Here is an 18,308-nt window from a genome sequence, read left to right as displayed (position 1 = left end):
CCCGGTGTCGCACCCGGGCGTGTCCCGGCCGCCCGGGTATCCTGTGCCGATGCACGATGCCCCCGCTTCCGACGTCCTGACCCCGAGCCAGCTCAACATCCTCGCCCGCGGACTGCTCGAAGACGCATTCCCGCAGGTGGTGGTCGAGGGCGAGCTCGGCAACGTCTCGCGCCCGGCCTCCGGGCACATCTACTTCACCCTCAAGGATGCGCGCGCCCAGGTGCGCTGCGCGCTGTTCAAACCCAAGAGCCAGTGGCTGCGCTTCGCGCCGCGCGACGGCCTGCAGGTGCGCGCGCGCGGCCGGGTCACGCTGTACGAGGCGCGCGGCGAGTACCAGCTGATCCTCGACACGCTGGAGGAAGCCGGGGAAGGCGCGCTGCGCCGCGCGTTCGATGCGCTCAAGGCCAGTCTGCAGGCCGAGGGGCTGTTCGAGGCTGCGCGCAAGCGCCCCCTGCCCGCGTTGCCGCGCCGCCTCGGCGTGATCACGTCGCCGTCGGGCGCCGCGGTGCGCGACGTGCTCAGCGTGCTGGGCCGGCGGTTTCCGCTGCTCGAGGTCGACATCCTGCCGGCCCTGGTGCAGGGCACCGAGGCGCCGGCCCAGCTGCTGCGCATGCTGCAGGCGGCCGCGGCATCGGGCCGCTACGACGTCCTGCTGCTGACCCGTGGCGGTGGCTCGCTGGAAGACCTGTGGGCGTTCAACGATGAAGCCCTGGTGCGTGCGGTCGCGGACTCGCCGGTGCCGGTGGTGTCGGCGGTCGGTCACGAGACCGACTTCAGCCTCACCGATTTCGCCGCCGATCTGCGCGCGCCGACGCCATCGGCTGCGGCCGAACTGCTGACACCGGACCGGATCGATCTGCTCGGGCGCACGCGCCAGCTGCAGCGCCATGTCGAGACCGCGCAGCGGCGTGCGCTGCAGGACCGGCACCAGCGCATCGACCGGCTCGGCCTGCGGCTGCAGGCGTTGCGCCCGCAGGCGCGGCTCGATGCGCTAAGCGTTCGTCAGGACACGGCGATGCGGCGGCTGGCCGCGGCGTTCGACCGCCAGCTCCAGCAGCAACGCGCACGCGTCCGTCACGCCGCCGTGGGGCTGCAGGCCGGTTCTCCGCAGCGTCGGCTGCAGGCCTTGCGCCAGCAGCTGGACGCGTTGCGCGCGCGCCCCGAAGCGGCCCTGCGCCGTCGCCTGCAGCGCGACGCGCTGCAGTTGCGGGGCCTCGCACGTTCGCTGGAAGCGGTGAGCCCGCTGGCGACGATCGCGCGCGGCTACAGCATCCTGCAACGCGAGGACGGCACCGTGGTCCGGCGCATCGACGATGTGGCGCCCGGCGATGCGCTGCAGGCGCGGCTGACCGACGGCCGCCTGCATGTGCGGGTGGAGTCGTCGGAATCCTGAGCGGTCGATCACGGCGTGACCGCCGCTGCAATCGGCGCCGGCGCCGACACCGGCGTTGCACCGGGCGGTTCGGGTTTCGTGAGAATCGTCCGCGGCGCGCGGACGGGGGCACTCCTGGTACAGCCTCATCGCGCGCGAGCGCGCTCCTACAGGCGCGTTGCTCCCGTGTAGGAGCGCGCTCGCGCGCGAAGGGCGTTCCCCGTAACCCCTAAATGTCCGACGCCGGAAACACACGGCCACCGACATCGCCGATCCCGACCCGAACAGAGCATCCCACCCCGCCTCGCCTGTCGCTCACGCCAGCGCTGTCATGCTGGGCGCCCACGTCACGACGGAGTTCCCGCACGATGACCAAGGCGTCCGACCTGTTCGTCCAGGCGCTCGAAGCCGAGGGCGTGACCCACGTCTTCGGCATTCCCGGCGAGGAAAATCTCGACCTGCTCGAATCCCTGCGCGCATCCGATATCGCGCTCGTCCTCACCCGTCACGAACAGGCCGCCGGCTTCATGGCCGCGACCTACGGTCGCCTGACCGGCAACGCCGGCGTCTGCCTGTCGACGCTCGGCCCCGGCGCGACCAATCTCGTCACGCCGGCCGCCTACGCGCAGCTCGGTGCGATGCCGATGCTGATGATCACCGGGCAGAAGCCGATCCGCACCAGCAAGCAGGGGCATTTCCAGATCGTCGACGTGGTCGACATGATGCGGCCGCTGACCAAGTCGACCCACCAGCTGGTGTCCGCCGATGCCATTCCGGCGCGGGTCCGCGATGCATTCCAGCGCGCGGAAGAAGAGCGCCCGGGCGCGACCCATCTCGAGCTGCCGCAGGACATCGCCGGCGACGACACCGATGCACGCCTGCTGCCCGCGCCCTACACGCGCCGGCCGCTGGCCGAGCACAAGGCGATCGCGCATGCGGCCGAGGCGATCCGAAACGCCAAGCATCCGCTGCTGATGCTCGGCGCGGGCGCCAACCGCAAGACCACGGCGCGGATGCTGCGCGCCTTCGTCGACCGGCTCGGCATCCCGTTTTTCAGCACGCAGATGGGCAAGGGCGTGCTCGACGAGACGCATCCTCTGTGGCTCGGCACCGCCGCGCTGTCGGACAAGGATTTCGTGCACCGCGCGATCGACGCGGCCGACTGCATCATCAACATCGGCCATGATGTCATCGAGAAGCCACCGTTCTTCATGCGCGGCGGCCGGCGCACGGTGATCCACGTGAACTACGAAAGTGCCGTCGTCGACCAGGTGTATTTCCCGCAGATCGAAGTCGTCGGCGACATCGCCAATACGGTGTGGCAGCTGGCCGAAGCGCTGGATGCGCCGCAGCCACACTGGGACTTCGCGTTCTTCGACCGCGTGCGCACCGCACTGTGCGAGAACATCGCCGAACTCGCATCCGATGACCGCTTCCCCGTCCACGGCCCGCATCTCGTCAGGACACTGCGCGATGCGTTGGACCCGCAAGACATCGTGTGTCTCGACAACGGCCTCTACAAACTGTGGTTCGCACGCAACGACCGCTGCCGTGAACCGAACACCCTGCTGCTCGACAACGCGCTCGCCACGATGGGCGCGGGCCTGCCATCGGCGATCGCGGCGAAGCTGGTGCACACCGACCGCAAGATCGTCGCGGTCTGCGGCGACGGCGGCTTCATGATGAATTCGCAGGAGCTCGAGACCGCGGTACGGCTGAAGCTCGATCTCGTGGTCATCGTATTGCGCGACGATGCCTACGGCATGATCAAGTGGAAGCAGCAGCACGAGGATTACCCGGTCTACGGCATGGATTACGGCAATCCCGATTTCGTGCGCTATGCGCAGAGCTACGGCGCGCGCGGCCATCGTCCGGACAGCGCTGTCGCGTTCGCCGACATCCTGCGCACCGCACTGGACACGCCTGGCGTGGACCTGATCGATCTCGCCATCGACTATTCCGACGACGACGCCCTGCTCAATACCGACATTCCCGCGCGCAGCGCCGCGATCGACTGATCCGCGCCGCGTATTTTCTTTCCGTCCGATTCCGGAGCGCCCCATGGCCAAGAAGACGACCGCCCGCAAGACCACCGGGCTCGCACGCAGCTATCCCTACTACCTCGCGAATGCCGCCGTCGCGGCGAACACCGATCTCGAGGTGCGCGACAAGTACAGCGGGAAGGTCGCCACGCGCGTTGCGATGGGCGACGCCGCTGCGATCCGCAAGGCGATCGTCGCCGCCCACAAGGCGCGCGGACCGATGGCCGATTTCCCGCCCGACAAGCGCCGCGACGTGCTCGAGCACTGCGTGCGACGTTTCGAGGAACGCTTCGACGAGCTCGCGCTCGCGCTGTGCATCGAGGCCGGCAAGCCGATCAAGGATGCCCGCGGCGAAGTCACCCGCCTGATCGACACCTTCCGCATCGCCGCCGGCGAAGCCACGCGCAGCGAAGGCGAGACGCTCGAACTGCAGATCTCCGAGCGCACGCGCGGCTACCGCGGCATGGTCAAGCGGGTTCCGATTGGCGTCTGCAGCTTCATCACGCCGTTCAACTTTCCGCTCAACCTGGTGGCGCACAAGGTGGCGCCAGCGATCGCGGCCGGGTGCCCGTTCGTGCTCAAGCCGGCGGCGAAGACCCCAGTCGGCGCGCTGATCATCGGCGAGATCCTGGCCGAGACCGACCTGCCCAAGGGTGCGTTTTCGGTGATTCCCTGCAGCAACGAGGACGCCGCGGCGCTGACCGAGGACGAGCGCATCGCGCTGCTGAGCTTCACCGGCGGCCTGATCGGCTGGGACCTCAAGGCACGCGCCGGCAAGAAGAAGGTCGTGCTGGAACTCGGCGGCAACGCGGCCTGCATCGTCGACGAGGATCCCGGCCTGCCGCTGGACAAGGTGGTCGAACGCCTGGTGTTCGGGGCGTATTACCAGTCAGGCCAGAGCTGCATCGGCGTGCAGCGCATCTACGCGCATCGCAGCGTGCATGAAGCCCTGCGCCGCAAGCTCAAGAAGGCGATCGGTGCGCTGCGCAGCGGCGATCCGCGTGATGAGAACACGTTCGTCGGCCCGGTCATCGACAGCGACGCGGCCGACCGGATCGAATCCTGGATCGACGCCGCCCGCAAGGCCGGCGCCAAGGTCATCGCCGGCGGCAAGCGCGAGGGCAACATCATTCCCGCGACGCTGCTGGAGAAAGTGCCGCGCGATGCGGACCTGGAGCGCAAGGAAGTGTTCGGCCCGGTTGCATTGCTGGAACCGGTCGACAGCTTCGATGAAGCGATCGCGCGGGTGAACGACAGCGACTTCGGCCTGCAGGCCGGCGTGTTCACCGGCAACCTCGCCCACGCGATGCGCGCCTGGGATCGCATCGAGGCCGGCGGCGTGATCGTCGGCGACGTGCCGAGCTTCCGCGTCGACAACATGCCCTACGGCGGCATCAAGGATTCGGGCTGCGGCCGCGAAGGCGTGAAGTACGCGATCCGCGACATGACCGAGGAGCGCCTGCTGGTGATCCGCGACCCGGCCTGAGCCGGGTCCGTACCTGCCCGCTCAGGCAATCGCGCGCTGGGCGGCCGGGTCGCTGGACTGGCTCGCAGCCGGTTCGGCGGCGTCGCCACGCAGCGCGCTGCGCAGCAGGTCAATAGGAGCCGGTGTCGTCGTCGACGCATCGGCCTCCATCGCGGCATCGAACACGCGGACCTGCCGTCGCCCGCCCCGCTTCGCGGCGTACATGGCCTGGTCGGCCTGGCGCATCAGCGCGGCGAGGCTGTAGCCCGCGCTGTCGACCGACGCCACGCCGAAGCTGGCCGCGATCCGGAACGCATAGCCCGCCGCGCCCGCATCGATCGCCCCGAAGCGCGCCTGCGCATCGCCGGCCAGCCGGATCGCCGCCGTCGTGTCCAATCCGGGCAGGAACAACGCGAACTCCTCGCCGCCCAGCCGTCCGAACGCATCCACGTCACGGCACAGCGGGCGCACCGCCTCGGCCACGCGTTGCAGCGCCCAGTCGCCGGCGGCGTGCCCGAAGCGGTCGTTGACCTGCTTGAAATGGTCGAGGTCGAACATCACCAGCACCGCAGGCTCGGCATCCCGCGCGCACTGTACGAGCGCAGCGGCGGCGCGTTCGGAAAAATGCTGCCGGTTGCAGATGCCGGTCAGCGCATCGGTTTCGGTCATGCGCTTGAGGCGCACCTGCAGCCGCTTGGTCTTGTAGGCCCAGTACCCCACCGACGTCATACCCGCGATGAGCACCAGCGCCAGCAGCAACCAGTTCTGCGCACGCTGTTCGGTGACGCGCTTCTGAAGCTCCAGGAGCTGGTTCTTCTGATGCAACAGTTCGATCTGCTGCGCCTGCTGCAAGGACTGGTGGCGCACCACCTGATAGGCCATCTCGCGCGACTTCACATCGTTGAAATGCGCGCGTTCGGCTTCGGCGTAGAGGCGGTATGCGGAAAGTGCCGCCGCCATATTGCCGTCCTCCAGTGACAGCAGGTACTGGACATGGTGGGCTTTGACGACAGCCTCGGCCGACATCGCCTCGTTGCTGATAGCCAACGCCTCCTCGGAGTGGAAACGCGCAGCGCGCTGGTCGCCAGCTTTCAAAGCGAGCTCAGCAAGCATTGCGTGGTATTGCGCGATGATGAAGGGGTAGCCCGTCGCCTCGACTTCTTCCAGATGCTCGGACAGAAGCGTGCTCGCGTCACTCACGCGCCCCTGCCTCTCCATCTGACTTGCCAGATGCCAGCGTACGAACGCGGCAATAATCGGCTCGCCGTCGCATTGGCGAACCCCTTCTAGTGCGAGCGTATCGTCGAACGAGCGCCCGAGTCCGTTCTGGGCTTCAAGCGTAACGCCCGCGATCGCACATGCGGTGCGCTCGGAGGGCTGATCTCCTGCGACCGCGTCGGCATGGCGCAGAGCAAGAGAGTACTCGCCAACTTGGTTGTAAACGATGGCGGCGACCATCAGACCACGATGTTTGAGATCCCTGTCTTCCATGCCGTCAGCCAGTGGAAGCATGGCGTCCAGCGCACGCAACGCGTCTTCAAACTGCCGCTGTACGGCATAAGTATTCGCCAGCATCGACGCGGCGGCGAATCGCGTCCGTGTGTCGGGCGAATTTTCCAGAACCTGCTGGAGTTCTGAGATCGCGAGCGCGGACTTACCGCTTGTAATCGAGCGATGCACCCGAAGCAACCTGATCCGTCCGATCTGCTCCGATGTAGCCCGGTTAAGCATCCCGTCCATTTGCCCGAGCAGGGCGTCAACGCGTTTGGGATCCGATGTCCGCAGCGCATCGGCTTCGTCGATCAGTAAGTCCAGCGGCGGATAGGCAAGTGCGCCTCCGGCATACCCCAACACGAAAGCTAAGAAAGCCGAAAGCAGGCAGCCGCGCGCGCGCCCCAGGGCGCGCCGCGGATCCAGATCAAATGTGCGGCGAATCCTGCTCATCCTGATCCCGCTTACCTTCATCGTCCTGATCCGGTTGATCACCCTGCGGTTCGGTCTCCCCCCCGTCGGGGGTCATGATGATGCAGGTCATCGCAGATACGCGGCCCTGCGCCGCTTGTCGGCTCAAATCAGCGAGTGTGCTGTGCTGGCTCTCTGCTCCAAAAGCCGTTTCCATACCTAAAGATTCGAGTTGTGCAATGACATCCAGCATTTGATCCCCTTTTTAAAATATGACGGCTCGGCCCAGAGGCCTCACGCATCAGCAAACAGACGCCCCCACATCACCTCATCCCGCACCATCGCCCGCCCCGGCGGCACCACGAGCGTGGTGTGCTGGTGCAGCGTGGCGTCGACGAGCCCCCTGAGCGGCACCCGCTCCACCCGGGGCCGCGCGACCGCGAGCGTAGCAGCTTCATAGAGCGTCACGACATGGTCCAGGGGGTAGTCCTCCGACAGACGGTCGACCAGCAGCGCCCGCTCGGCGGCTGTATTGGTGAAACGGCCTGTGTCACGGATTCCGGCCACGCCCACCTGCCACAGCACGAGCCAGGCGGACGGGTCGATGATCCGGCGGTAGAACATGAACTGGCTGGCTTCGTAGTGCTGGCAGCCGACCTCGCCCGGGTCGACCCCCAGATCCGCGTACAGGCAGTCCTCGGCCGAAATGCCCGGCTCCATCACGGCCTGGAAGCCCTCGGCGCGCGCCGCGGCGATCGCCCGGTGCGGGACGCAGGCGAACACGCCCGGATGGCCGTAGAACGCGCCGCAGACCTCGCGGCCGGCGCGCACCTCGGCGAGCATCGCCTCGACCATGTCGGCATAGGTGCGGTGCCGCGACCGGCCTTCGCGGTAGAACGGCTGCAGGCTGCGGCAGTCGGCATTCATGCGCATCACCCACTGCTCCACCAGCGGGTCGGAGACGGCGACGAACACCACGTCGGCGGTCTCGATGTGGCGCCGGGCCCGGGGCCCCAGGTGGGCGCCCAGCATCATGCCCACACCCACACAGGCCAACCGGCCCTGGCTTTCCATGCGTGATCCGCCCCCTTGCGAAGGCGGCAATCTAGACCTTGATCCGCGTTGCGGCAAGCGCCCGCAGGCGCGCACGGCCCATCTGCCAGCGTGCCCAGCCGGCCGCGGCATCGAGCGGAGCGAATCCGAGGGACCGCATCAGGCCCTCCGCCGCGGCATGGCCGGGGCGATGGCGGGTCCACACCGCCTCGAGCCCACCGGCGCAGATCACCCGCGGCAGCAGCGCCGCCAGCGCTTCGCAGGCGATTCCGCGCGTGCGCGCACCTGCGCCCAGCAGCAGACCGGTCTCGGCCGTCGTCCGCCCCGCATCGATCACCAGCGACAGCAGTCCGAGCGCGTGCGGCCCATCGTCCAGCCGCCAGTAGCGCGCCCTGGGCGGATCACTGCGCATCTGGCGCAGCGCGGCCGACAGTGCGCGGCCGGCCGCCTCCACGTCGAGCGGCGCGCCGACCTGCGCCATCGTCTCGGCATCGCCGTACAGCGCAGCGAACAGCGCGCCATCGGCTTCGCACAGCGGTGTCGCACGCAGGCGTGCCGTGGTGAACATATCGGGCCAGACCGCCGAGACGTCGACGCGGCCGGTCACGCCGCTCATCGTGTGCGGGCACCCTCGGCGAACGCATGCAGCAGGTCGACATAGAACTTCTCGACCTCGGCGAGGCCCGCCGCGCCCACGCCTTCGGCAGGTCGGATCAGCATGTACTCGTCCGGTCCGTGCGCGCCCCAGCCATGGCCCAGCCCGCCGAACACGAACGGCAGGTCCAGCGTGCGTGTGAACTGGTAGAACGGCGCGCTGCCCGCCAGCCAAGGCGCGACGCGCGCCTTGGCGCCGTATTTGTTGAAGACGCCGATCGCGGCCTGCACCAGCGGCGTGTCGGCGGCGGTCGACGCGGCCGGATAGCCCGACAGCGGACGCAGCACGATGTCCCCGAAGCCGCCTGCATCGAGATGCGCGCGGATCATCGCGTAGGCGGCATCGGGTTCGAGGCCGGGCGGCAGGCGCGAGTCCAGCTTGGCGGTCGCGACGTGCGGCAGGATGGTCTTCATGCCCTCGCCGGTGTAGCCGCTCCACAGGCCGTCGATATTGAGCGTCGGCTCCCACAGATTGCGCACGATGGCCTCGCGCCCGGTCAGCCCGTCCACCCAGCGCTCCACGCCGAGCGAGCGCTGCAGCGCGGCATCGTCGACATCCGCGGCCAGCGCGTTGACCAGGGTCTGCTCGGCCTGGGTGGGTGGCGTGACCGCCTCGTAATACCCGGGAATCGCGACGGTGTTGCCGTCGGCCGAGGTCAGCGAGGCGATCGCCTGCACCAGGCGCAGCGCCGGCGCGTCGACCAGGGATTTGAACGAGCCGTGGATCTCGGCACGCGTCGGACCGCCGTGCGCACCGCCGCGGGCTTCGAGTTCGAAGTAGATGATGCCCTTCACGCCGAGATTGAGCTGCGCCGCGCCGGTCGCGCTCTGGATCAGCATCGGGAAGAACGCGCCATCGGCCGTGCGCAGCCGCTCGCGCCACGGCGCCAGCACCGCGCCGAAGTTCGGCGAACCCAGCTCTTCCTCGCCCTCGGCGACGACGTAGAGATTGACCGGCAACGTGCCGTCGACCGCCAGCATCGACGCCACCGCATTGAGAAACGCGCGTTGCGGGCCTTTCTGGTTCATCGCGCCGCGCGCCATCAGCACGGTGCCGTGCTCGTGCTCGACCAGATCGCCGGCGAACGGATCGGCGATCCGCCAGTTCGGCTCGACCGGCTGCACGTCGTACATCATGTAGACCACCAGCGTGGTCGGCGCGCCGGCGTCGTAATGGCCGAGCACGCCCGGATGGCCGGTGGTCTCCACCCGACGCACCTCCTGGAAGCCCAGCCCGCGCAGGTCGTCGGCCAGCAGATCGGCCATCGCGTCGATGCCGTCGTTCTCGGCACTGATCGAGCGCTGGCGCACCCAGCGCTGCAGCTGTGCGACGTGCGCATCCTGCTGCGCGTCGATGTGCGCATAGACCGCGTCGTGGCGGCCGGCGTAGGCCGGCACCGCAGCAGAATCGAACTGGGCTTGCGTGGTGAACGGGTAAACGGGACGTTCGGCCTGGGCCGATGCGATCGTCAGCAGCACTGCGGACGTCAGGGCGATGGTGGACAGGCGCATCCTTGGCACTCCCGGTTCAGGTCACCGGATCATGCCCGCGATCGGCGCGCGTGCAAAACCGCGCCCGGATCAGGGCAGCACCATACAGTGCCGCACCGTGGCGCTCAGCCACCCCTCGCGCGCAGTACCTGTTCGACATCGGCCAGCGACAGACCCCGCGCGCGCAGCAACACGATCAGGTGATACAGCAGGTCCGCGCTTTCGCCGAGCAGTGCGTCGTCATCCTGCACGACGCCCGCGAGCGCGGTTTCGACGCCCTCCTCGCCCACCTTCTGCGCAATGCGGCGGATGCCCCCGTCGAACAGACGCGTCGTATAGCTGCCCTCGGGGCGCTCGCGCTCGCGGGTTTCGATCAGCGAATCGAGTTCGGCGAGCACGCCGGCCGGCGCGCTGGGGAAGCAGCTCGGACGCTGCAGGTGGCACGTCGGCCCGCGCGGATGTGCCAGCACCAGAATCGTGTCGGCGTCGCAATCGGTCTCCATCGAGACCAGTTCCAGCACATGGCCGGACTCTTCGCCCTTGGTCCACAGGCGCTGCTTGCTGCGGCTGAAGAAGGTGACATGGCCGCGGCGCAGGGTTTCGGCGAATGCGGCGCGATCCATGTAACCGAGCATCAGCACGCGCAGCGTGGCGGCGTCCTGGACGACGGCGGGCAACAGGCCGTCGCCCTTGGACCAGTCGAGTGTGTCGACGTCGGGCGCGGTCGGAGTGGCGGTCGATGTCATACGCGGCGGACCTCGATGTGCTGCGCGGCGAGCGCGCGCTTGAGTTCGGGAATGGCGATGCGGCCGCTGTGGAACACGCTGGCCGCCAGCGCGCCGTCGACGTCGGCCTGCAGGAATGCGTCGGCGAAATGCGCGATCTCGCCGGCGCCGCCCGAGGCGATCAACGGCACCGCGCAGACTGCGCGTGCGGCCGCCAGTTGCTCCAGATCGTAGCCGGTGCGCACGCCATCCTTGTCCATGCAGTTGAGCACGATCTCGCCGGCGCCCAGGCGCACGGCCTCGGCGATCCAGTCGAGCGTGCGGATCGGCAGTTCGCGGGTGCGGTCGGGATCGCCGGTGTAACTGCGCACGCGCCACTCGCCGTCCACTTCACGGATCGAATCGATGCCGACGACGACGCACTGCACGCCGAAGGCCTCCGCGAGCTCGGAAACCAGTGCGGGGCGCTCCAGCGCCGGCGTGTTGACCGAGATCTTGTCGGCGCCGGCATGCAGCACGGCGCGCGCGGTCTCGACATCGCGGATGCCGCCGGCGACGCAGAACGGAATGTCGATCAGCCGCGAGACGCGTTCCACCCAGCCGCGGTCGACCGAGCGGCCCTGCGGGCTGGCCGAGATGTCGTAGAACACCAGCTCGTCGGCGCCCGCGTCGCGGTAGCGCAGCGCGAGATCGACGATGTCGCCCATGTCGACGTGATCGCGGAAGCGCACGCCCTTGACCACGCGACCTTCGCGCACGTCGAGGCAGGGAATGATGCGGCGGCTCAGCATGCCAAGGCCTCGGCAACGCCCAGGCGGCCTTCGAGCAGCGCGCGGCCGAGCACGATGCCGCCGCAGCCCTGGGCCTTGGCCGCGCGCACGTCGGCGAGCTCGCGCACGCCGCCCGAGGCCTGCACCTCGAGCGTGGGCACCAGCGCCTTGAGGTGCGCATAGAGATCGAGATTCGGGCCGGACAGCATGCCGTCGCGGGCGATGTCGGTGCTCAACAGATGCGTGAGACCGCCCTGCGCATAGCGCACCGCGAGCACGTCGAGCGTGGCGTCGGCGGTCTCGGTCCAGCCGTGCACCGGCAGATGCCAGACGCCATCACGGCCCTGGCGGGTATCGAGCGCGACGGTGACGTGCTCGGCGCCGAAGGTCTCGATCCACTTCAACACGCGTGCCGGCTCGCGCACGGCCAGCGAGCCGACCACGACGCGCTCGGCGCCCGCGTCGAGAATGCGGCGTACGTCGTCCTCGGTGCGAACGCCGCCGCCGGTCTGCACGCGCAGCCCGGTATCGGCGCGGATGCGCGCGAGCAGCGGCGCGAGCGTATAGCCGCCCTCGCGCGCAGCATCGAGATCGACCAGGTGCAGCCACTCGGCGCCGGCCTCGGCGTAGGCCTCGATCTGCGCCAGCGGATCGTCGCCGTAGCGGGTTTCCTGTGCGTAGTCGCCCTGCGCCAGGCGCACGACGCGGCCGTGGCGGATGTCGATCGCGGGATAGACGGTGAATGCCATGACTCAGGCCTCAAACGCAGGGGACAGGAAATTGCGCAGCACGCGCGCGCCGACGGCGGCGGAGCGCTCGGGATGGAACTGGGTGCCGGCGATGCGACCGCGGCGCACCGCAGCGGCAAACGCCTCGCCGTGATCGCCGGCCAGCACGCAGTCGTCGGTGACCGGCGCGGCGAAGCTGTGGACGAAATAGGCCTGGGCGCCGTCGACGCCCTCGACCAGCGCGTCGGGACGCGCGGCCCGCAGCGTGCTCCAGCCCATGTGCGGCACGCGCAGGCCAGGCCCGCCGCGCAACCGCGACACGCGGCCCGGCAGCAGGCCGAGACCGGCGACGTCGCCCTCTTCCGAGGATTCGAACAACAACTGCATGCCGACGCAGATACCGAGCAGCGGACGTTCGAGTGTGCGCAGCACGTCGACCAGATCGAGCTGCTGCAGCCGCGCCATGACCTGCGCCGCCGTGCCGACGCCGGGCAGGATCACCCGGTCGGCGGCACGGATGCTGGCGGCATCGGTCACCAGCGCCGCATCGATGTCGAGACGCTCGAAGGCGTAGCGCACCGAACCGGTGTTGGCGCCGCCCGCGTCGACGATTACGACGCGCATGGCATTGCTCCGTGTGACTGCGCAAATCCCGCAACGCGCCCAACTACCGTCATTCCCGCGCAGGCGGGAATCCATGGACGTTTGCGCAATCGGACCGAACGTCTTTGGATTCCCGCCTTCGCGGGAATGACGGGCTCAAGCTTCACCGCGTTCAGCCTCATCACAACGTCCCCTTCGTGCTCGGCAGCGCATCGCCACTGCGGCGCACGGCCTGGCCCAGCGCGCGCGCAAAGACCTTGAAGCAGGCTTCGACCTTGTGGTGATCGTTGTCGCCCTCGACCTTGAGGTTGAGGTTCAACGCCGCCGAGTCGCAGACCGACCGGAAGAAATGCTCGACCAGTTCGGTCGGCATGTCGCCGACGCGTTCGCGCACGAAGCGGCCATCGAAGACGAGATACGGCCGGCCGCCGAAATCGAGTGCGGCGCTCGCCAGGGTCTCGTCCATCGGCAAGGTGAAGCCGTAACGGGCGATGCCGCGCTTGTCGCCGAGCGCTTCGCGCAGCGCCTGACCCAGCGCGATGCCGGTGTCTTCGATCGTGTGGTGTTCGTCGATCTGCAGATCGCCCTCGGCCTGCACCACCAGCGAAATGCCGGCGTGCTTGCCGATCTGGTCCAGCATGTGGTCGAAGAACGGCAGTCCGGTCGAGACGCGCGCATCCGCCGCGGCGTCGAGATCGAGTTCGACGCGGATGCGGGTTTCCTTCGTGTTGCGGACGACGGTCGCGCGGCGCGGCGCATCGCACAGTTCATGCGCGATGCCGGCCCAGTCCCACTCGCCGCCGAACTGCGCGGTGCGCAGCTTGAAGCCGCGGATGCCGAGATTTTCGGCGAACTGGATGTCGGTATCGCGGTCGCCGACCATCGCCGAGTTGTCGAGATCGATACCGCGATCGCGCAGGTAGTGCATCACCAGGCCGAGCGCCGGCTTGCGTGTGGGCGCGTTGTCGGCCGGCCAGCTGCGGTCGACCAGCACTTCGCGGAACACGATGCCCTGACTTTCGAAGATGCCCAGCATCAGGTCATTCGGGCCGTCGAACGTCGCCTGCGGATAGCCCTCGGTGCCGAGGCCATCCTGGTTGGTGACGATGACGAATTCGAAGCCGGCATCGCGCAGCCGCAGCATCGCCGGGATCACGCCGGGCACGAAGCGCAGCTTCTCGAAGGCATCGATCTGGAAATCCGCCGGCTCCTCGATCAGGGTGCCATCGCGGTCGACGAACAGGATCTTCTTGCCGCGCGCACTCATGCCGCGATCTCCAACGCTTGCAGGGCGGACAGCACGCGCGCGTTCTGCGCAGGCGTGCCGAGACTGATGCGCAGCGCGTCGCCGAGCTGCGGCGCGGCGCGCTGGTCGCGCACGACGATGCCGGCCGACAGCAGCGCAGCGAATGCGCGATCCGCGTCGACGAAGCGCACCAGAAGATAGTTGCCGGCCGACGGATACACCTGGCGCACGCCCGGCGTGGTCGCGAGTGCTGCGGCGAGCGCATCACGCTCGATGATGGTCTCAGTGACGCGCGCCTGCGTCAGCGCGAGCGCATCCGGCGACAGCCCGGCCAGCGCAAGATCGGCGCAGGGCGTCGGCACCGGATACGGCGCCTGGCAACGGCGCAGCACCGCGATCAGACCGGGGTGGCCGATCGCCACGCCGATCCGGGCGGCCGCGAGCGCATGCGACTTCGACAGCGTGCGCAATACGACGAGATTGTCGTGCGCGGCGAGCAGCGTGGTGGCCGAGGCCGTCCCCGCGAATTCGATATAGGCCTCGTCGACGACGACGACCGCCCGGCCCGCCAGCGCATCGGCCAGGTGGTCCACCTCGGCCAGCGGCACCAGGCCGCCGGTCGGGTTGGACGGCGAGCACAGGAACACGAGCTTGGCGCCGCGCGCGAGCGCCGCGGTGCGGACCGCCCCCACGTCCACGACGAAGCCCTCCGTGCCATCGACCAGCGGCACCTCGACGAAGGCCGCGCCCTGCAGCCGTGCACTGACGGCGTACATGCCGAACACCGGCGGCGTCGCCAGCACCGCATCCCGACCGGGGACACACAGCGCGCGCACCAGCAGATCGATCGCTTCGTCGCTGCCGCGGCCGATCAGCAACTGCTCGACCTCGACGCCATACACCTCGGCCAGCCGCGCCTGCAGCTCGGGCGGCTGCGGCGACGGGTAGCGCCGGCAACGTCCGTCGGTATCGCCGGGATTCGCCAGTGGCGCCTCGTTGGCGTTGAGCCAGACGTCTCCTTCGAGCCGCTGCGTGCGCGCCGAGGCATAGCCGGCGAAATCACGCAGGTCCTCGCGGACCAGATCGCGCACGCTGCTCATGCCGCCGCCTTCGCGATCCGCAGCGCGACCGCGTTCGCGTGGGCGTCGAGGCCTTCGGCGCGCGCCATCGTCACCGCATCGGGACCGATCGCGCGGATGCCGGCGGCATTCGCCGACTGCACGCTGACCGTGTTCTGGAAGCTCGACACGCTGACCCCGCTCCACGCGCGCGCCGCGCCGCCGGTCGGCAGGACGTGGTTGGTGCCGCTGCAGTAATCGCCCAGCGCTTCGGGCGTCCAGTCGCCGAGGAACACCGAACCGGCGACCTCGACGTGATCGAGCCAGTCGCGCGGCGTGCGCAGCGCGAGGATCAGGTGTTCGGGCGCATAGCGGTTGCTGATGTCGAACGCGGTGTCGAGCGTGTCCACCCGCAGCAACCGCGAGCGCGCCATCGCCTGGCGTGCGATCGCCGCGCGCGGCAGCGCTGCCAGTTGCGTCGACAGTTCCGCGCGCACCTTCTCCAGCAGCGCATCGTCGTCGGACAGCAGCAGCACCTGCGAATCGGGGCCGTGTTCGGCCTGAGACAGCAGATCGGCGGCGACGAACGCGGCGTCCGCACCGGCGTCCGCGATCACCAGCACTTCCGAAGGACCGGCCGGCATGTCTATCGCCACCGTGCCGCCCTGCGCAACCTGCTGCTTGGCCTCGGTGACGAAGCTGTTGCCCGGGCCGAACAGCTTGTCGCAGGCAGGCACGCGTTCGGTACCGAAGGCCATCGCCGCGATCGCCTGCGCGCCGCCCAGCTTGAACACGCGGTGCACGCCGGTGAGCCTTGCAGCCACCAGCACGGCCGGATCGGCACTGCCATCAGGACGCGGTGGCGTGCACAGCACGACCTCGCGGCACCCGGCCAGGCGCGACGGCACGCCGAGCATCAGCGCGGTCGACGGCAACGGCGCGGTGCCGGCAGGCACATACAGGCCGACGCGCGGGATCGGCCGCACGATGCGTGCGCAGTTGACCCCGTCGGCGGTGTCGACGTTGTAGCCGGCGGTCATGCCCGCCGCGTGGAAACGCTCGATACGCGCGGCGGCATTGACCATCGCCTCGCGCAGGTCCGCGGGCACCGCGGCCTCGGCCGCGGCGAATTCGTCGGCGCCGACTTCGAAGTCCTCGAGGACCACGCGATCGAAGCGTTCTGTTAGCTCGCGCAGGGCATCGTCGCCGCGCGTCCGCACGTCGTCGAGCACGTCAGCGACCGCGATGCGCGTCTGCGCCGCAACGGCCTGCGTGGGCCGGCGCAGCAGTTCGGTGCGCGCGTCGGCACCGGCCTCGCACCAGTCGACGATCGCCGGAATCGCGTCGTCGAGATTGACCGTATCGATCTGCGTGCTCATGCCAGCATCCGCTCCACCGGCAACACCATCAGTCCGGCGGCGCCGGCCTGCTTCAGGGCTTCGAGGCGCGGCCAGGTCATCTCGCCGTGGCACAACACCTGCAGCGCGACCTTGTCGCTGCCGTCGACCTGCAGCAGCGTCGGCGCCTCGGCGTCGGGCAGCAGCTTGAGCAGCGCGTCCACGCCGTCACGGCGCGACTGGAACATCACCAGCCGGCTGTCGCGCAGCCGCAGCACGCCGTCGAGGCGGCGCAGCAGCAGCGACGCGAGATCGCCGCGCACGTCGGACAAGGGGGTCACCGGGCCGGCCAGCACCGCTTCGCTGGTCATCAGCGTGACCGCGGGCTTGAGCTGGTTCGCGGTCAGCGTGGCGCCGCTGGAGACGAGATCGCAGATCACGTCGGCCTGGCCGAGGCGCGGCGCGATCTCGACCGAGCCCGACAGGTTGACGATCGTCGCCTCGACGCCGTTCGCCTCCAGCCATTGCTGCAGCAGGCCGGGATAACTGGTCGCGATGCGGCTGCCCTGCAGCTGCGCCGGACCGGTCCATTCGGCCGATTCCGGAATCGCGATGTCGAGCCGGCAACCGCCGAAGCCGAGGCCGCGCACCGCCTTCGACACCTGCGGCAGGCCCTTCAGCGCACGATCGGCGCCGACCTCGTCGAGCACGTTGCGGCCGACGATGCCGTAGTCGCAGACGCCATCGGCGAGCAGGCCGGGAATGTCGTCGTCGCGCACCAGCAACAGATCGACCGGCAGGGTCTCGCCGTAGCAGAACAGCTTGTCGCGGCTCTCACGCCAGGACAGGCCACAGGACGCCAGCAGGCCACGCGCCGGCTCGCTCAGGCGGCCGGACTTCTGGATGGCGATACGCAGGCGATCGCGCGTGGCGCCGCCGTTCACAGGACTCATGGGGGTGACCTCAGTGGGATTCGTTGGTGCGAGACACGCGACGCGCCGCGATCGCGTAACCGCCGGCGCCGCGATCGAGCGTGCGGGCGACGCGGCCGACGGTCGTCACGCTGACGCCGGTGCGGTCGTGGATCTCGCGATACGGCACGCCCTGCTGCAGCAGCGGCACCACGCGCCAGCGATCGACCAGCGCTTCCAGCTCGGCCGGCGTGCACAGGTCGTCGAGAAAACGCGCGACCTCGTCGGCCGTCTTCAGCCCCGCGAACGCACGCGCCAGCGCCGTCAGCGAGGCGCTGGCTTCATGGTCCGGCAGGGGTTCGGGGCGTTGCTTCACGGGCGTGGGGAGACGTATCAATGTAATAGCGTGCTAGTACATTACTCCGATCCGGCATGAAGTCAACCGGGGGCGTGCACTGGACGGCGGAGCGCCATCGTCGCGACGGCCGTGGGAGGCAACGAAACCCGCCGCTTGCGCAGTGGCAATACCTTTCCGGACCGGGTTGGACCGCAGCGTTCCACCCGGTGCGTGCGGGGCTCGGCGACGATCGGGCGTCACGACTCCGAATCGGGAGACTTCATGCGCGAACGCCTCCAAGCCCTGCTCGATGCAGGACGCGACGATGCGCTGCTGCGCTTCGGGCTGGGCACGGCGTGCCTGCAGGCGGGCGACACGGACGCGGCCGCAACGCATCTGGCAGCGGCGACGCGGCACGATCCCGATTACTCGGCAGCGTGGAAACTGCTCGGCAAGGCGCTGCTCGCACTCGGTCGTGACGATGAAGCCGAAGCGGCATGGCGCGCGGGCCTCGATGCGGCGGCGCGGCGCGGGGACGTGCAGTCGACGAAGGAGATGACGGTGTTCCTGCGCCGGATCGCGCGCGGACGGCAGGCGACATCCTAGGCGAACAA

Annotated in this window: 18 protein-coding genes; 4 read left to right on the top strand and 14 right to left on the bottom strand. The window is 69.1% G+C overall.

The window, feature by feature from the left end; genetic code table 11:
- Positions 1-49 precede the first annotated feature (49 nt).
- The 3 genes from xseA (at position 50) to ACF3M1_RS07100 (ending at position 4,900) form a co-directional block, all read left to right on the top strand.
- The gene (xseA, locus tag ACF3M1_RS07110) at positions 50-1,393 is read left to right on the top strand and encodes an exodeoxyribonuclease VII large subunit (RefSeq protein WP_394004870.1); all 1,344 of its coding nucleotides are present in this window, start codon (positions 50-52) and stop codon (positions 1,391-1,393) included.
- 347 nt (positions 1,394-1,740) lie between these two features.
- Positions 1,741-3,390, top strand: a complete 1,650-nt coding sequence (locus ACF3M1_RS07105; protein ID WP_394004869.1) for an acetolactate synthase large subunit — start codon at positions 1,741-1,743, stop codon at positions 3,388-3,390.
- A 43-nt stretch (positions 3,391-3,433) separates the two neighbouring features.
- The gene (locus ACF3M1_RS07100; RefSeq protein ID WP_394004868.1) at positions 3,434-4,900 is read left to right on the top strand and encodes an aldehyde dehydrogenase family protein; all 1,467 of its coding nucleotides are present in this window, start codon (positions 3,434-3,436) and stop codon (positions 4,898-4,900) included.
- 21 nt (positions 4,901-4,921) lie between these two features.
- Here ACF3M1_RS07100 and ACF3M1_RS07095 read toward each other — a convergent pair whose 3' ends face one another.
- From ACF3M1_RS07095 to ACF3M1_RS07030, 14 genes are all read right to left on the bottom strand, one after another.
- Positions 4,922-6,865 carry a diguanylate cyclase gene (locus ACF3M1_RS07095; protein ID WP_394004867.1) on the bottom strand — a complete coding sequence of 648 codons (1,944 nt, stop codon included), beginning with the start codon at positions 6,863-6,865 and terminating at the stop codon, positions 4,922-4,924.
- Positions 6,798-7,034 carry a hypothetical protein gene (locus tag ACF3M1_RS07090; protein WP_394004866.1) on the bottom strand — a complete coding sequence of 79 codons (237 nt, stop codon included), beginning with the start codon at positions 7,032-7,034 and terminating at the stop codon, positions 6,798-6,800. Before ACF3M1_RS07090 ends, ACF3M1_RS07095 begins: the two co-directional genes overlap by 68 nt.
- A gap of 41 nt (positions 7,035-7,075) precedes the next feature.
- A complete protein-coding gene (locus tag ACF3M1_RS07085; RefSeq protein WP_394004865.1) occupies positions 7,076-7,855 on the bottom strand; it encodes an SAM-dependent methyltransferase in 780 nt (259 codons plus the stop codon).
- Positions 7,856-7,886: 31 nt separating this feature from the next.
- Positions 7,887-8,450 carry a GNAT family N-acetyltransferase gene (locus ACF3M1_RS07080; RefSeq protein ID WP_394004864.1) on the bottom strand — a complete coding sequence of 188 codons (564 nt, stop codon included), beginning with the start codon at positions 8,448-8,450 and terminating at the stop codon, positions 7,887-7,889.
- Positions 8,447-10,000 (bottom strand): M20/M25/M40 family metallo-hydrolase, encoded by a 1,554-nt coding sequence (locus ACF3M1_RS07075; protein ID WP_394004863.1) that lies wholly within the window; start codon positions 9,998-10,000, stop codon positions 8,447-8,449. Before ACF3M1_RS07075 ends, ACF3M1_RS07080 begins: the two co-directional genes overlap by 4 nt.
- Before the next feature lie 104 nt (positions 10,001-10,104).
- Positions 10,105-10,725, bottom strand: a complete 621-nt coding sequence (gene hisIE / locus ACF3M1_RS07070; RefSeq protein ID WP_394004862.1) for a bifunctional phosphoribosyl-AMP cyclohydrolase/phosphoribosyl-ATP diphosphatase HisIE — start codon at positions 10,723-10,725, stop codon at positions 10,105-10,107.
- Entirely contained in the window at positions 10,722-11,495 is a 774-nt protein-coding gene (gene hisF, locus ACF3M1_RS07065; RefSeq protein WP_394004861.1) for an imidazole glycerol phosphate synthase subunit HisF, read from the bottom strand. Before hisF ends, hisIE begins: the two co-directional genes overlap by 4 nt.
- Entirely contained in the window at positions 11,489-12,223 is a 735-nt protein-coding gene (gene hisA / locus ACF3M1_RS07060; RefSeq protein ID WP_394004860.1) for a 1-(5-phosphoribosyl)-5-[(5-phosphoribosylamino)methylideneamino]imidazole-4-carboxamide isomerase, read from the bottom strand. The genes hisF and hisA overlap by 7 nt, the downstream gene beginning before the upstream one ends.
- A gap of 3 nt (positions 12,224-12,226) precedes the next feature.
- Complete coding sequence (hisH, locus tag ACF3M1_RS07055; protein WP_394004859.1) at positions 12,227-12,826, bottom strand: imidazole glycerol phosphate synthase subunit HisH; 600 nt, start codon at positions 12,824-12,826, stop codon at positions 12,227-12,229.
- A gap of 160 nt (positions 12,827-12,986) precedes the next feature.
- A complete protein-coding gene (gene hisB / locus ACF3M1_RS07050) occupies positions 12,987-14,072 on the bottom strand; it encodes a bifunctional histidinol-phosphatase/imidazoleglycerol-phosphate dehydratase HisB (RefSeq protein ID WP_394004858.1) in 1,086 nt (361 codons plus the stop codon).
- Positions 14,069-15,151 carry a histidinol-phosphate transaminase gene (gene hisC / locus ACF3M1_RS07045; protein WP_394004857.1) on the bottom strand — a complete coding sequence of 361 codons (1,083 nt, stop codon included), beginning with the start codon at positions 15,149-15,151 and terminating at the stop codon, positions 14,069-14,071. Before hisC ends, hisB begins: the two co-directional genes overlap by 4 nt.
- Positions 15,148-16,488 carry a histidinol dehydrogenase gene (gene hisD, locus ACF3M1_RS07040; protein ID WP_394004856.1) on the bottom strand — a complete coding sequence of 447 codons (1,341 nt, stop codon included), beginning with the start codon at positions 16,486-16,488 and terminating at the stop codon, positions 15,148-15,150. The genes hisC and hisD overlap by 4 nt, the downstream gene beginning before the upstream one ends.
- Positions 16,485-17,399: an ATP phosphoribosyltransferase gene (hisG, locus tag ACF3M1_RS07035; RefSeq protein WP_394004855.1), complete on the bottom strand. Its 915-nt coding sequence runs from the start codon at positions 17,397-17,399 to the stop codon at positions 16,485-16,487. Before hisG ends, hisD begins: the two co-directional genes overlap by 4 nt.
- Positions 17,400-17,409: 10 nt before the next feature.
- Positions 17,410-17,733, bottom strand: coding sequence for a YerC/YecD family TrpR-related protein (locus ACF3M1_RS07030; RefSeq protein WP_180546270.1), 324 nt, complete (start codon positions 17,731-17,733; stop codon positions 17,410-17,412).
- Between the two features lie 243 nt (positions 17,734-17,976).
- On the opposite strand from ACF3M1_RS07030, the gene ACF3M1_RS07025 reads away from it, so the two are divergent.
- Positions 17,977-18,300, top strand: coding sequence for a tetratricopeptide repeat protein (locus ACF3M1_RS07025; protein WP_394004854.1), 324 nt, complete (start codon positions 17,977-17,979; stop codon positions 18,298-18,300).
- Positions 18,301-18,308: the final 8 nt, after the last annotated feature.

It is taken from the genome of Luteimonas sp. WGS1318, assembly GCF_043187535.1.
In the GTDB taxonomy this organism is placed as follows: domain Bacteria; phylum Pseudomonadota; class Gammaproteobacteria; order Xanthomonadales; family Xanthomonadaceae; genus Luteimonas.
This window is presented reverse-complemented; position numbering and strand designations above follow the sequence as displayed.